The sequence below is a fragment of the Nocardia sp. NPDC004123 genome (genome assembly GCF_053603795.1).
The window spans coordinates 45,212-59,645 of sequence record NZ_JBSGGG010000001.1 but is presented as its reverse complement, the minus strand read 5'-3'; the positions used below and the strand labels follow the sequence as shown (position 1 = coordinate 59,645).

Genomic DNA, 14,434 nt, shown 5'->3' with positions numbered 1-14,434 from the left:
GGACCGGAGGTTTGGTCATGGCTACATCCGAGGTGAGCGAGTCGACCGGTGCGGGCGGCTTCACTCATCGCGAAATAATGGTGATCCTCAGCGGACTGCTGCTGGGCATCCTGCTCGCGGCGCTCGATCAGACCATCGTGTCCACCGCGATCCGCACCATCGCCGACGATCTGAACGGGTATTCACTGCAGGCCTGGGCGACCACCGCGTATCTGATCACCGCCACCCTGGCCACGCCGCTGTACGGCAAGCTCTCGGACATGTACGGGCGCAAGCCCTTCTACCTCGCCTCGATCACCATCTTCGTGACCGGCTCGCTGCTGTGCACCTTCGCACAGTCCATGTACGAGCTGGCCGCCTTCCGGGCGCTGCAGGGGCTGGGCGCGGGCGGGCTCATGTCGCTGGCGCTGACCATCGTGGGCGACATCGTGAGCCCGCGCGAAAGGTCCAGGTACCAAGGGTATTTCCTGGCCGTGTTCGGTACCTCGAGTGTGATCGGGCCGGTGCTGGGCGGGCTGTTCGCGGGACAGCACAGCATTCTCGGGATCGCGGGCTGGCGCTGGGTGTTCCTGGTGAACGTGCCCATCGGCCTGTTCACCCTGGTCGTGGTAACCCGGGTGCTGCGCCTGCCGCCACGCGAGAAATCCCGTGACCGCGTGGACTACTGGGGTGCGCTGGCGCTCATCATCGCCATGAGCCCGCTGCTCATCGTGGCCCAGCAGGGGCGCGAATGGGGCTGGGGCAATGCGCGATCCATCGTCTGCTACCTGATCGGCGCGTTCGGGGTGATCGCCTTCATCCTGGTTGAAGCCGCGCTGGGAGAGGCTGCGCTCGTCCCGCTGCGCATCTTCGCCAACCGCACCTTCGCGCTCGGCGTGGTCATCTCGTTCGTGGTGGGCGCGGGCATGTTCGGCGGAATCCTGCTGCTGCCACAGTATTTGCAGGCCGACCGGGGTGCCGGCCCGATGCTGGGCGGGCTGCAGATGATCCCCATGGTGCTGGGCATGATGATCGGCTCGGTGGTGTCGGGGCAATTGATCTCGCGCACCGGGCATTACCGCGTCTACACGCTACTGGGCTCGGCCATGATCACCATCGGGCTGTTCCTGCTGCACTACCTGAAGGCCGATACGGCGTTCTGGATCGTGGTGCTGTTCATGCTGTGCGTGGGCTTCGGGCTGGGCAATCTCATGCAGCCGCTCATCGTGGCGCTGCAGAATGCGTTGCCGCCCAAGGACATGGGCGTCTCCACCGCTGCCGCCACCTTCTTCCGGCAGATCGGCGGCACGCTCGGCGCCGCGGTGTTCCTGTCGATCCTGTTCGATCGGCTCGGACCCAATATCCGCGCGCAACTGCTGGAGGCGGGCAAGGACCGCAGGTTCCAGGACGCCGTCGCCGCCGGGGCGCACGACGGGAATCCCGCGGATATGGCGCTGTCGCAAGGACTTCTGAAACACGACACCTCGGCGGCGCAGGGGGTGCTGAACGACAGTTCGGTGATCCAGAAGCTCGATCCCGTGCTCGCACACCCGTTCAAGGTGGGATTCGCGGAATCGCTGTCGACGGTCTTCCTGACCACATCCGCCGTCACCCTGCTGGCGTTCGTGCTGGTGGTGTTCTGGAAGGAAGTCCCGCTGCGCACGACCGCTGGGCTCGCGGCCGCTGCCGAATAGGACGGGGGATTCGGGAAAACGAAAGGGGCGGCGCGGAATCCGCGCCGCCCCTCGTCGGCGGGAGCTCAGTGGCCGCCCTGCTCCTTCAGGCGCGCGTAGGCCTCGTCGACCAGCTTCTCGGCCTTCGCGCGGCCCTCCCAGCCCTCGACCTTGACCCACTTGCCGGGCTCCAGGTCCTTGTAGTGCTCGAAGAAGTGCGCGATCTCCTTGCGCTGGAACTCCGGGATGTCCTCGACGTCCTGGATGTGCGCCCAGCGCTTGTCGCCGGCGGGCACCGCCACCAGCTTCTCGTCGATGCCGGCCTCGTCGCTCATGATCAGCACGCCGACCGGACGGGCCTCGACCAGCACACCCGGGAACACGGACTCGGGCAGCAGCACCATGCAATCCAGCGGATCGCCGTCGCCGCCGAGGGTGTTCTCGATGTAGCCGTAGTCGGCCGGGTACATCATCGGCGTGTACAGGTAGCGGTCCAGCCGAACGCGTCCGGTCTCGTGATCGACCTCGTACTTGTTGCGCTGACCCCGGGGGATCTCGATGGTGACGTCGAACTCCACGTCATCTCCTTTTCGGTGGGCGGTATAGCTGCCGACTCGCCAGCTCGTTCAAGGGAACGACTGCGCAACGAGGATAGTGTGGACCGCGGTAGAGCCATCAGCCCCACCACAGGTATCAGGGAGACAGCGGCAGGTGTTTGGTCGGAACAAGCAGAACATCGGTGGTCTGGAGGCCAAGCGGCGACGCAGAACCTGGATCGTGGTGTCGCTGGTGCTGGTCGTCGTGGTGGCGGCGGCCGGGGCGGTGGCGGTGATCCTGAAGCCCTGGACGGAGGAATTCCGGCACGGGGGGTTGACGATCGCCGATCCGCCCGCGCCCGTGAAGCCGATTCCGCAGGTCGCGCCCGCCCCGGTGACCGCGCCCGCCGCCTCCGCGAACGGGCTGGCCGCCGCGCTCGGACCGGTGGTCGGCAATCCGGACCTCGGGATCTTCGCCGCCTCGGTCTCCGACGGGGACACCGGCAAGGTGCTGTGGACCATGGACCCGGACAAGGGCATGATCCCGTCCTCCACCGCCAAGATCCTCACCACCGCGGCCGGACTGCTCGCCCTGCCCGACGATCACCGGATCACCACCAAGGTGGTGACCGGCTCGGCCCCCGGCGAGATCGTGCTGGTCGGCGGCGGCGACCCGACCATCACCGCGCAGCCGGACGGCAAGGGCTACTACCCGGACGCGCCCCGGCTGCAGGACCTGGTCGCGCAGATCAAGACCGCCGGGCAGCGGGTGGACTCCATCGTGGTCGATACCTCCGCCTACGCGGGTCCGAACTTCGCGCCCGGCTGGGACAACGCCGATATCGCGGGCGGCTCCATCGCGCCGCTGGATCCGGTCATGATCGACGGCGGCCGCCTCGACCCGCTGGTCGAATATTCGCCCCGCACAACCACTCCCGCCCTCGACGCGGGCCGGAAGCTGGCCACCGAACTGGGCGCCGATCCCGCCAAGGTGAAGCTGGGCACCGCCCCGGCGAGCGCGAACCAGCTGGCCGCCGTGCAGTCCGCGCCGCTGCGGGAACGCATGCTGCAGGCCATGGTGCACTCCGACAATGTGCTCGCCGAGGCCATCGGCCGCGAGGTCGCGGTGGCGAGCGGGCAGGAAGCCTCCTTCACCGGCGCGGTGACCGCCATGACGACCGTGCTGCAGGCCGCCGGATTCGATCTGACCGGCCTGAAAATGGCCGACAACAGCGGGCTTTCGACCGACGACCACATTCCCCCGCGCCTGCTCAACCGGGTGCTGACCGTGTCCGCGCTGCCCAACGGTGCTGGTCCGCAAGGCAATTCGACCGCCGATACGGCCGCGACCAGCACCGACGGCTCCCCGCTCGCGCCGCTGCTGGACTTCCTGCCGGTGGCGGGCGGCACCGGCTCGCTGGCGACCCGCTATGTCGACCGGGATCGCGACGGGGCGGGGTGGATCCGGGCCAAAACCGGAACTCTGTCCGTCTCGAGTGCGTTGGTGGGTTATGTGCTGGACCGCGACGGACGGGTCCTGACGTTCGCCTTGATGTCGAACGATCGGCCGCCGGAGGTGAGCCGACCTGCGCTGGATGCCGTCGCCAACGCACTGCGCAACTGTGGCTGCTCCTGACGGGTGGATGAACATGACCGGATCCGAAAACCCTGTGGCCCCCGCTCGCACCCGGACCAATCTGACCGGTGTCGTGGACTGGAAGGTGGCCGCCCGCACCGGCGCCGCGCTGGTGCCCGCCGGGCCGCGGACATCCCGGTACTCGGCCGAACACGCGGTCGCCGAACTCGCCGCCGCCTCGGTGCGCGCCGAGGGGCCGGTCCGCGAGGTCAGCGGTCTCGACGACGGGTCGGTGGTACCGGACGCGCTGATCGTCGACCGGCCCGGCTGGATCCACGCCGCCGCCGAATCCATGGCCCAGCTCACCGGCAGCGGCGTGGAACCCGGGGAGAAGGGCAAACTCGTCGGCAAACCGGCCGGCGTGCAGGCCGGGGCCATGCTGGCGTTTCTGTCGACGGCCATCCTGGGCCAGTACGACCCGTTCACCGGGCCCGACGGCACGCTGCTGCTGGTCGCGCCCAACATCATGGCGGTGGAACGCGCGCTCGGCGTGCCGCCCAGCGACTTCCGGCTCTGGGTGTGCCTGCACGAGGTCACCCACCGGGTCCAGTTCTCTTCCGCCCCTTGGATCGCCGGCTACATGCGCCGCAATGTCGAGGTGCTCGGTGAGGCGGGCGACGAACCGCTCGCCGACATGCTGGCCCGGCTCGTCGACGCCGTGAAGGAGCGCCGCCGCGGCGACGACCCGGCCGGCGGTGTCATCGGGCTGCTGCGCGCCACCCAGGCCGCACCGCAGCGCGAAGCCCTCGACCGCCTGCTCATGCTCGGCACGCTGCTGGAGGGCCACGCGGACCACGTCATGGACGCCGTCGGACCCGCCGTGGTGCCCTCGGTCGCCCGCATCCGCGCCGCCTTCGATCAGCGCCGCAAGCGCCCCGCCAACCCCATCCAGCGGCTGCTGCGGGCACTGCTCGGCATGGACGCCAAGGTCGCCCAGTACGTGCGCGGCAAGGCCTTCGTCGACGAGGTCGTCGACACCGTCGGCATGGCGCGGTTCAACACCATCTGGACCGACCCCGAAACCCTGCCCCGCACAGACGAAATCGGTGAACCGCAGCGCTGGGTCGCCCGCGTCCTCGGCTGAGCCGTTGCCGCCGCACCGGGCCCCGGGGCCCGCGTGCGACGATCAGGGCGTGAACGATCGGCCCCGGCTGCCCGAGACGCCTGCCGCACTGGAGATGCGGCACGCCGTGCGGGAATGGCTGGAACGGTACGCACCTGCGGGGGTGGTCGCCGTGGCCCTCTCGGGTGGGGCGGATTCGGTTGCACTGACGGCCGCCGCCTGTGCGGAGGCGGACGTGGTGGACGCCCTGACGGTCGATCACGGTTTGCAGGCGGGGTCGGCGGAGGTGGCAGCGACGGCGGCCGCGCTGGCGTCGAAGCTGGGCTGCCGGTCGGCGCGGGTACTGACCGTGACGGTCGAGCGTGCCGGGACGGGCCCCGGCATCGCCGATCGCGACCCGGACATCGGCCGCCCCGCAGGCCTCGGCGAGCGCGCGGGCAAGGCCCGGTATCCGGGTGGTCCGGAAGCGGCGGCCCGGCGCGCCCGGTACGCGGCGCTGGACCAGGCGCGGCAGGGATTGCCGGTGTTGCTCGGGCACACGCTGGACGATCAGGCCGAGACGGTATTGCTCGGGCTCGGGCGCGGGTCGGGGGCGCGGTCCATCCGGGGGATGCCGGAATTCGATGCGCCGTGGGGGCGGCCACTGCTGGGGGTGCGGCGGAGCGTGGCCCGCGAACTGTGCGCGGATCTGGGGATCACGCCCTGGGAGGACCCGCACAACAGCGCGCCGGAATTCACCCGGGTACGCCTGCGGCACGAGGTGCTGCCGTTGCTGGAGGACGTGCTCGGCGGCGGCGTGGCCGCCGCGCTCGCGCGCACTGCAGCGCACCTGCGGGAGGACGGGGAGGTGCTGGATGCGCTCGCCGGAGAGTTGCTGGCGGCCGCCCGGGACGGTGACGGGCTGCGAATCGAGATGCTCGCCACTGCCGCGCCCGCGGTCCGCCGCCGCGTCATTCGCGAATGGTTGCTCGAGCGTGGCGCAAAATCATTGACGGACAGCAATTTACGGGCGGTCGAGGCGCTGGTCACGCGGTGGCGGGGGCAGGGCGGGGTCGCGGTGGGCGGTTCGCCCAGTGGGACGAGGTTGGTTGCCGCGCGTGAACATGGCAGGCTCATACTCGGTTCGGAGTGAACCCGGATTCGGGTCGACATCACTGAAGGGAAACCAGCGGACGTGTACGGGGACGACATCGCGTCGGTGCTGATCAGCGAGGAACAGATCGCCGACAAGGTCGAGGAACTGGCCGAACTGGTCGCCAAGCGCTATCCCGCCGATGCCCCCGAGGGCGACCTGCTGCTGGTGGGCGTGCTCAAGGGCGCCATCTTCTTCATGACCGACCTGGCCAAGAAGCTCACCGTGCCGACGCAGATGGAGTTCATGGCCGTCTCGTCCTACGGGTCCTCCACCTCGTCCTCGGGCGTGGTGCGCATCATGAAGGACCTGGACAAGGACATCGCCGGGCGCAATGTGCTGATCGTCGAGGACATCATCGACTCCGGCCTGACGCTGTCGTGGTTGCTGCGCAACCTGTCCAGCCGCAACCCGGCCTCGCTCGAGGTGGTGACGCTGCTGCGCAAGCCCGACGCGCTGCGCACCCAGGTGGATGTGATGGCCGTGGGCTTCGACATCCCGAACGAGTTCGTGGTGGGCTACGGCCTCGACTACGCCGAGCGCTACCGTGATCTGCCGTACATCGGCACCCTGGACCCGAAGGTCTACGGCGGGGAGTAACAACTCTCGAGGATCGAAACGAAGGCCGCTGCCGGTTACCGGGAGCGGTCTTCTGCGTTGATGTGACGAAACTCACTCGGTGGGCTGGTTTGGGGCGTGGGCCGGGGGGAGTGGTCGTTGCTGGATGTCAGCGCTCGGGTCGAGCGGGAATCGGGCACGGGCGCGGATTTATGTGTAACTGCTGGTCAAGTGTCCGCTAGGGGGTCGGTGGGTGAGCGTCGGTGAATGGCCAGGAATTCGCGGGTCCGGTTAACAGAATGTTTCGGGGGAGTCCTATGCTGTCTGTAACAAACCTGACGGCTGTTTTCTGATCCAGTTGCAAACTTTTGGGTCAGATACGGCTGGAAAATCAAGACCGATTCTGATAGCAAGGGGCTATGGACCCGCATTTGCGCGACCTGCGGTATTTCGTCGCCGTCGCTGAGGAACTGCATTTCACCAACGCCGCTCAACGGCTGCACATCGCACAACCCACCCTGTCACGACAGATCCGTCAGCTGGAGCGCCAGCTCGACGTCGTGCTGTTCGACCGCAACCAGCGCAGCGTGGCCCTGACCGTCGCCGGCAAGGAACTCCTCGAAGGCGCGCGGAAAATTCTGGAACTGTGGGAAGTCACCAATGTCGCCCTGCAGGAGGCCGGTGAGGTGCTGCGCGTCGGCATCCAGTCCTCCATCGGCCGCGGCCTGATCACCGACCTGGAGAGCGCCAGCGGCCACCGGCTCGCCCTGCACTCCGCGTCCTGGACCGACCCGTCCAGCGGGCTGGCCGGCCGTCAGGCCGACCTCGCGCTCATGTGGCTGCCGGTGCCCGACACCAGCCGCTACCGCTGGCAGGTGCTGCGCACCGAACCGCGCTGGGTGCTGCTGCCCGAGAACCACGCCCTGGCCGGCCGGGAGCAGATCGACTTCGCCGACCTGATCGACGAGCCCTTCATCGCCATGCCCGCCGAAGCCGGTGCGGCACGGGACTTCTGGCTCGGTGCGGACGCCCGCGGCGGCCGTCAGGCCAAGATCGGCGCGGAAGCGGCCACCGCCGAGGAGCGTCTGGAGGCGGTCAGCCTCGGCCTGGGCGTGTGCCTGCTGGCCGAGAACAATGTCCCCATGTACCGCTGGCCCGGCCTCACTGCCCGCCCGGTCGCCGGCCTGGCCCCCTGCGAACTGGCAGTGGCCTGGCGCGCCGACGACGACCGCCCCACCATCCTCGAGTTCGCCGTCCGCGTCCTCGACGGCGGCTTCGCCGAGAAGGAACCGGTCGCGGCCCAGTAGGCCCCGGCCCGGACCGGTCGAAATGGGCGGCGGCAGAGGGTCGGAGGTTGCCGCGGTCCGTCCTGGAGTACGGGATCGAGACAGAAGCACAGCGCCGCGTCACCGAGTGACGCGGCGCTGTGCTGTATCCTGGCGCGCTGTGCCGGGGTGTGCTCAGGGAGCGACGCGCTGCCAGGGGTGGGCGGCCTCGATCTGCGCGGCCAGCCGGAGGATGGTCGACTCGCTGCCGGGCGGGCCCGCGATCTGCGCCGCGACCGGGGTGCCGGTGCGCGGGTGCAGGCCCATGGGTAGTGACAGCGCGGGCCAGCCGACCAGGTTCCACAGCGGCGTGAACGGCGAGAACTTCGTGTTCGCAAGGACATTCGCCAGCCAGGGACGGGAATGCCAGCGGCGGGCGCGCGGGGCAGGGGTCGCCAGGGTGGGTGTGATGACCACGTCGTAGCGCTCGAAGTAATCGAGCAGCCGGGCCTCCACCCGATCGACCTGCGACGGGCGCAGCAGTCCGGACTTCAGCACCGCCTTGCCGAGGGCGACGTGCACCCGGGTGCGGCGCTGCAGGCGATCCGGGTGCTGGACGGTCGCGGCCTCGCGGGCGGCATTGCCCAGCCAGCGCAGCAGCAGCGCGAAAGTCGAGCCCTGGTACGGGAGTTCGGCGACGCCGATGATGTGGCCGGCCCGGGAGGCGGCCGCGGCGGCCTTGTCGGCGGCTGCGGTCCAGGCCAGGTCGATATGGCCGAGTGGTGTCGGAGCCCCCGTGGCCAGGCCGATGCGCAGCGTCGAGGGCGTCTCCAGATCGGCCAGGTCGGGGCGGTCCGCCAGCACCGAGAGCATGAGCGCGGTATCCGCGACCGTCGTCGCGAGGACCCCGTTCTCGGTCATCCCGCCCCACGAGTCCAGCCCCACCTCGGCGGGCACCAGACCGCGGCCGGGCTTGAGGCCGACCACGCCGCAGCAGGCCGCCGGAATGCGGACCGAGCCGAGCCCGTCATTGCCGTGCGCGATCGGGACCATGCCGGAGCCGACCGCCGCGCCGGAACCACCCGACGAGCCGCCCGCGGAGTAGCGGGTGTTCCACGGGCTGCGGGTGATGCTGCCCGGGCCGTCGGTGACACCCCAGAGCCCGAATTCGGGCACCGTGGTCAGGCCCACGACGACCGCGCCCGCGGCCCGCAGCCGCCGCACCACCGGGTGATCGCCGGTGGCGGGGGTATCGGGACCGGCCAGCGAGCCGCCCCGGGTGACCTCGCCGGCGACGTCGATATTGTTCTTCACCGCGATCGGCACGCCGGCCAGTGGCAGCATGTCCAGATCCGGTCGTTCGGCCACCGTGCGGGCCTCGGCGCGGGCCGCTTCCTCGCGAACGAGACTGAAAGCGTTCAATTTCCGATCGCGGGCGCGAATCCGGTCCAGCGCCGCGCCGACCGCGTCCTCGGGGGAGATCGAGCCGTTCTGGACGGCCGCGGCGATGCCGGTGGCCGTGGTCAGGTCCACGGGGGGACGGTCGGATGGGGTGTCGGAATCGGCCGTTGTGCGTGCCACCGCTACCTCCTCGGCGGTGCCGGCTGTGGCGATTTCAGCCGCTAGCGCCGTGCCCTCGTCGTGCATGCTGGTCTTCCCCCGTCGCCTCGTGTCGAAATCGGGTGATCCGCTCGTGAGCCGCAAGTTATCATTCCGGCTAGCAGTCGGGGATGATGGTGTGGGGTGTGGCGGGTTCTTTGTCCCAATCTCAGAATCCACGACATCCTCGGATCGACAGTGCGGATCGACGACATCCGTGCCGAGCCAGAGGGGTGCGGACATGGCTTCTGGTTCCGACCACCGTTCCGGCGGTTACTCGGCGAAAACGGAATCAAGTGCGATCGCCGCCTTCACGGCGGCGTGGGACTCCACTGCGGCCCCACCCCGGATCGCCGACTATCTGCCCGATGCCACCACGCTGCGGCGGGGTGCGCTGATCGAGCTCATCCGGGTGGACATGCGTCACCGCTGGCTGCACCGACCCGCCGGAACCGAGGTCTCCCCGGCCAAACGGCTGCACGACTACTGCGCCGAATTCCCCGAACTCGCGGATCGGGATCTGCCCGCCGGGCTGGTGTACGAGGAGTTCGTCATCCGCCGGCACAGCGGCGAGCGCGTGGATCCGCGCGACTGCCTGCGCGAATATCCGCATCAGGCGACCGAACTGCGGGAACTGCTGAATGCCGACGACGACGATCAGAGCACGCGGCGGGCCGGGCTGGACGAATCCACGCGCGGTGACTTCGGGCTCGAACGCTCCGAGCGGACACAGCTCGAGCGGACGCAGCTCGAGCGGACGCAGCTCGAGCCGACCGCCCGGCCCGGGCCGCTCGTGGACGGCGACACCACCCGGGTACCCGAACCGGGTGAGGTGACGCTGTACGAGGATCCCTCGCAGCTGGTCGGCGCACCGGCCGAGCCCACCCGGGCCACCGGCGGGATCACCACGCCCGAGACCGGGGAACTGCTCGATCGCATCGAGATCGGGCAGCGCATCGATGATTTCGACCTGCTGACCAGTCTTGGTTCCGGGGCGTTCGCCCGGGTCTTCCTGGCCCGGCAGCGTTCCCTGCAGCGGCTGGTGGCGGTGAAGATCTCCGCCGACCACGGCACCGAGCCGCAGACCCTGGCCCAGCTCGACCACGACTACATCGTGCGCGTCTTCGACCAGCGGCTGATGTCGGACCTGCGCACCGAATCCGGGCGGCGCCTGCGACTGCTGTACATGCAGTTCCTGCCCGGCGGCACCCTGCTCGGCGTGCTGCGCTGGGTGCGGGCCACCCCGCCCGCGCAACGCAGCGGACAGCTGCTGCTCGACGCGGTCGATGCGGCGATGGAGGAGAAGGGCGAGATCCGGCCCACCGACTCCAGCGTGCGCGCCGAGCTGGCCGGGCTGTCCTGGCCGGAAACCGTGGCGTGGCTGGGCCGCCGGCTGGCCGAGGCACTGGACTACGCGGACGGGCACGGGGTCCTGCACCGGGATGTGAAACCCGCGAATGTGCTGCTCACCGCCGAGGCGGTACCGAAACTGGCCGACTTCAACATCAGCTTCAGCCGGAATATCGACAGCGCCGGCCCGGTCGCGTACTTCGGCGGTTCGCTGTCCTACATGTCCCCGGAACAGCTGGACGCGTGCCACCCCGGCACCGCCGTCAGCGCCGGCGACCTGGACACCCGCGCCGATATCTTCTCCCTCGGCGTGGTGCTGTGGGAGCTGCTCACGGGGGCGAAACCCTTCGACGACACCACCGCCGGGCCCGGCGACCACGGCGACCGCACCACCCTCGAGGCCATGCTGGCGCGGCGGCGCGGCGGCGTCGAAACCGCTGCCCTCGGCCGGGTGCCGCCCGACTGCCCCGCCGCGCTGCGCCGGGTCCTGCTCACCTGCCTGGAGCCCGCCCGCGAACAGCGCTGGAGCAGCGGCGGGATCCTGGCCAAACAGTTCGACATGTGCCTGGACGAACGCGCCCGCGACCTGGTCGACCCGCCGCCGCACAGCTGGCGAATGCGGTTGCGGCCGTGGATGATTCCGCTGGTCACGCTGGCCATCGTGGTGCCGAACCTGCTGGCGTCGCTGTACAACATCGCGCACAACCGGGCCTTCATCATCAACCACCTGTCCGAGTCGGCCATGCACACCTTCATGGTCACCACGACCACGGTGAACCTGGTGTTCTTCCCGCTCGGGACGGCCGTCATCGCCTATCTGTGCCGATCCCTGATCTTTGTGCCGCGCGGGGTGCGGCTGGGCCGCGAATACGACCCGGAGACGCTCCGCAGAGCCCGCGCGGACGTGCTGCTGGCCGGGGAGCGCATCTCCCTGGTGGTGTTCTCGCTGTGGGTGCTCGCGGGCATCACCTTCCCGACGGTGCTGCGCATGACGGCTCCCGACCTACCGGCCCGTGGCATGGTGCACTTCCTGGTGTCGCTGGTGGTGTGCGGGGCCATCGCCGTGGCATATCCGTTCTTCCTGGTGGCCTTCTATCTGGTGCGGTGCATCTATCCGATGTTCCTGCGGCACGGGGACATCAGCGCCGAGGACGCGGTGTGGCTGCACCGGCTGGGTCACCGCTGCACCACCTATCTGGCGGTCGCGGCGTCGGTCCCGTTGCTGGCGGTGGCGGGCGTGACGTTCCTCCCGCCGGACGACATTCCGCAGGTGATCGTCGCGGTGCGGGTGCTCAGCGTCGGCGGGATCGCGGCCTTTGTCCTGATCTATGCCATGTTCCGGGCGCTGGAGGCCGACCTGGCGGCGCTGGAGCGGGTGGTGTCGTCGACCCCGTCGTCGCGGGCGCCCGGAAACGGGGCGGGTACCGAATCGTGAGTGAACTCGCAGCGCAAGCCCTCGCCCGCTTCGCTGCCGACTGGGAATCCACCCTGCGCGGCGACCGCGACGAACCGCCGCCCCTGGCCGGTTACCTGCCCGACGGGCACGAGGTGCGGCTCGCGGTCCTCACCGATCTGGTGCGGGTGGACATGCGGCAGCGCCGGCGGCGCGCCGGAATGGAGAAGCGGCTCGCGGAGTACCGCCGGGAATTCCCGGAGGTGGGGACCAGTCCGGACTTCGCCGACCTGGTCTGCGAGGAGTACGTGGCCCGCAGCTGCTTCCGGCCGGTGGACGTGGACAGCTTCACCGCCGAGTACCCGGAGGCGGCCACCGAGATCCGCCGCCGCTTCACCGGCGACACCCCACCGCCCCCGCCGCCCGTGCTGCCCGAGGGCATCGGAACCGGCCGCAGCCTCGACGATTTCGACCTGCTCACCGATCTCGGCGGCCGCGAACACAGCCGCATGTTCCTGGCCCGGCAGCGGTCCATGCAGCGGCTGGTCGCGGTGCGGGTGGAGGCGGGCGTGGACAGCGACACCGACACCGTCGCGCAGCTCGACCACCAGCACATCGTGCGGGTCTTCGACCAGCGCCTGATCGCCGACGGCAGCACCGGAAAACCGTTGCGGCTGTTGTACATGCAGTATCTGCCCGGCGGCACCGTCGACGGCGTGCTGGCCCGGCTGCGGCAGGAATCCGCGACGGCCGGGCGCGACAGCGCCGATGGCGGACTGCTGCTGCGGGCCATCGACGCGGCCATGGAGGCCAAGGGCGAGATCCGGCCGGCCGGGTCCCGGGTGCGGGCCGAGATCGCCGGGCTGAGCTGGCCGGAAACCGTGGCGTGGGTGGGACGGCGGCTGGCGGAGGCGCTCGACTACGGGTTGCGGCAGGGGGTGCTGCATCGCGACATCCGGCCCGGCAATGTGCTCTTCACGGCGGAAGGGGTGCCCAAGCTCGCGGATTTCGCGCTGGGGCCGGTGTACTGGAGTGGGGCGTTCCTCGGGGCGGGCGCGAATGATGCCGGGGCGCTGCGGTATCGGTCGCCCGAGGCGCTGGCCGCGCAGCTGGATCCGGCCGCGCCGCTGCCGGACACCCGGGGCGACATCTACTCGCTCGGACTCGTGCTGTGGGAAATGCTCACCGGCGCATTGCCATTCGACGATGCGGACGGCGGGACCGATACCGGGGCGGTGCGGGCCATGCTGGCCCGGCGGATGGCGGGCGTGCCCGCGGCGGCCCTGGATACCCTGCCCGCGGACACCCCGGCCGCGCTGCGGCGGGTGCTGCTGGAATGCCTGCAACCCGATCCCGCGCGGCGCTGGCAGACCGGCGGCCAGCTGGCCGGGCAGCTGAACCTGTGCCTCGACCCGCGGGCCCGGGATCTGGTGGATCCGCCGCCGCACACGCTGTGGGCCAGGTTGCGCGGCTGGCCGGTGCCGATCGCGATGCTGTGCGTGGGCCTGCCGAATGCCGTGGCCAGCTGGTACAACGTCCGGATCAACCGGAGTCTCGTCGTGAACGAGCTGCCGCTGGTGGATCAGCAGCGGTTCGAGCAGGTGGCGCTGGTGAACAATCTGGTCGCCTTCCCGCTGGCGGCGCTGCTGCTGTTGTGGTTGGCGCGGCGGCCGCTGACCGTCTCCTACCGCTTGGCCCGCGGGCACCGGTACACCCCGGCCCAGCTGGCCCACGCCCGCTCCGACACGTTGCTGATGGGGGAGCGGGCGGTGTGGGTGCCGTTCGCCATGTGGCTGATCGCCGGGGTGGCGTGGCCGCTGGCCCTGTCCGGTACGGGAGCGCGGTTGCCGCACAATGCCTTCGCGCACTTCTTCACCGCGCAGGTGGTGTGCGCGACCATCGCGCTGGCCTATCCGTTCTTCCTGATCATGGTGTACGCGGTGCGGTCGCTGTATCCGCAGCTGCTGGCGCGCGGTTCGGTGGGGCCCGCCGATCGCCGGCAGCTGTCGGCGCTGGCCCGGCGCAGCAATTTCTATCTCGCCGCGGCCGCGTCGGTGCCGCTGCTGGCGGTGGCCAGCGTGACCTTCGTGTCGACCGCCGATCTGTCGCTGGTGATCGTGCCGCTGCGGCTGATCAGTGTCGGCGGCGTGCTGGCGTTCGTGGTCACCTACCGGCTCTCGCGGCTGCTGGAGGAGGACCTGCAGGCGCTGGTGCGTGCCATTCCCGAAGGCGGGCATTGATTCCCCGTAG

At 69.9% G+C, this 14,434-nt stretch carries 10 protein-coding genes; 8 read left to right on the top strand and 2 right to left on the bottom strand.

The genetic code is table 11. The annotated features are described in order from the left end of the window. Positions 1-17 precede the first annotated feature (17 nt). A complete protein-coding gene (locus ACWEQQ_RS00295; RefSeq protein ID WP_452346639.1) occupies positions 18-1,673 on the top strand; it encodes an MDR family MFS transporter in 1,656 nt (551 codons plus the stop codon). A gap of 65 nt (positions 1,674-1,738) precedes the next feature. Here ACWEQQ_RS00295 and ppa read toward each other — a convergent pair whose 3' ends face one another. After that, positions 1,739-2,230, bottom strand: coding sequence for an inorganic diphosphatase (ppa, locus tag ACWEQQ_RS00290; RefSeq protein WP_379383333.1), 492 nt, complete (start codon positions 2,228-2,230; stop codon positions 1,739-1,741). A gap of 133 nt (positions 2,231-2,363) precedes the next feature. On the opposite strand from ppa, the gene dacB reads away from it, so the two are divergent. The 5 genes from dacB to ACWEQQ_RS00265 all read left to right on the top strand — a co-directional run bounded on the left by dacB (position 2,364) and on the right by ACWEQQ_RS00265 (position 7,884). Continuing rightward, positions 2,364-3,824 (top strand): D-alanyl-D-alanine carboxypeptidase/D-alanyl-D-alanine endopeptidase, encoded by a 1,461-nt coding sequence (dacB, locus tag ACWEQQ_RS00285; protein WP_452346638.1) that lies wholly within the window; start codon positions 2,364-2,366, stop codon positions 3,822-3,824. 13 nt (positions 3,825-3,837) lie between these two features. Continuing rightward, positions 3,838-4,908, top strand: a complete 1,071-nt coding sequence (locus ACWEQQ_RS00280) for a zinc-dependent metalloprotease (RefSeq protein WP_452346637.1) — start codon at positions 3,838-3,840, stop codon at positions 4,906-4,908. A gap of 94 nt (positions 4,909-5,002) precedes the next feature. Continuing rightward, a complete protein-coding gene (locus ACWEQQ_RS00275; RefSeq protein ID WP_452346861.1) occupies positions 5,003-6,019 on the top strand; it encodes a tRNA lysidine(34) synthetase in 1,017 nt (338 codons plus the stop codon). Positions 6,020-6,061: 42 nt separating this feature from the next. Next, positions 6,062-6,619, top strand: a complete 558-nt coding sequence (hpt, locus tag ACWEQQ_RS00270; RefSeq protein ID WP_354831477.1) for a hypoxanthine phosphoribosyltransferase — start codon at positions 6,062-6,064, stop codon at positions 6,617-6,619. Positions 6,620-6,996: 377 nt separating this feature from the next. After that, positions 6,997-7,884: a LysR family transcriptional regulator gene (locus ACWEQQ_RS00265; protein ID WP_452339676.1), complete on the top strand. Its 888-nt coding sequence runs from the start codon at positions 6,997-6,999 to the stop codon at positions 7,882-7,884. Between the two features lie 153 nt (positions 7,885-8,037). On the opposite strand, the gene ACWEQQ_RS00260 is transcribed toward ACWEQQ_RS00265, so the two are convergent. Further along, positions 8,038-9,423 (bottom strand): amidase, encoded by a 1,386-nt coding sequence (locus ACWEQQ_RS00260; RefSeq protein WP_452346636.1) that lies wholly within the window; start codon positions 9,421-9,423, stop codon positions 8,038-8,040. A 259-nt stretch (positions 9,424-9,682) separates the two neighbouring features. Here ACWEQQ_RS00260 and ACWEQQ_RS00255 point away from each other — a divergent pair, with 259 nt between their 5' ends. Beyond that, a complete protein-coding gene (locus ACWEQQ_RS00255; protein ID WP_452346635.1) occupies positions 9,683-12,226 on the top strand; it encodes a serine/threonine-protein kinase in 2,544 nt (847 codons plus the stop codon). Next, entirely contained in the window at positions 12,223-14,424 is a 2,202-nt protein-coding gene (locus ACWEQQ_RS00250) for a protein kinase domain-containing protein (protein ID WP_452346634.1), read from the top strand. The genes ACWEQQ_RS00255 and ACWEQQ_RS00250 overlap by 4 nt, the downstream gene beginning before the upstream one ends. Positions 14,425-14,434: the final 10 nt, after the last annotated feature.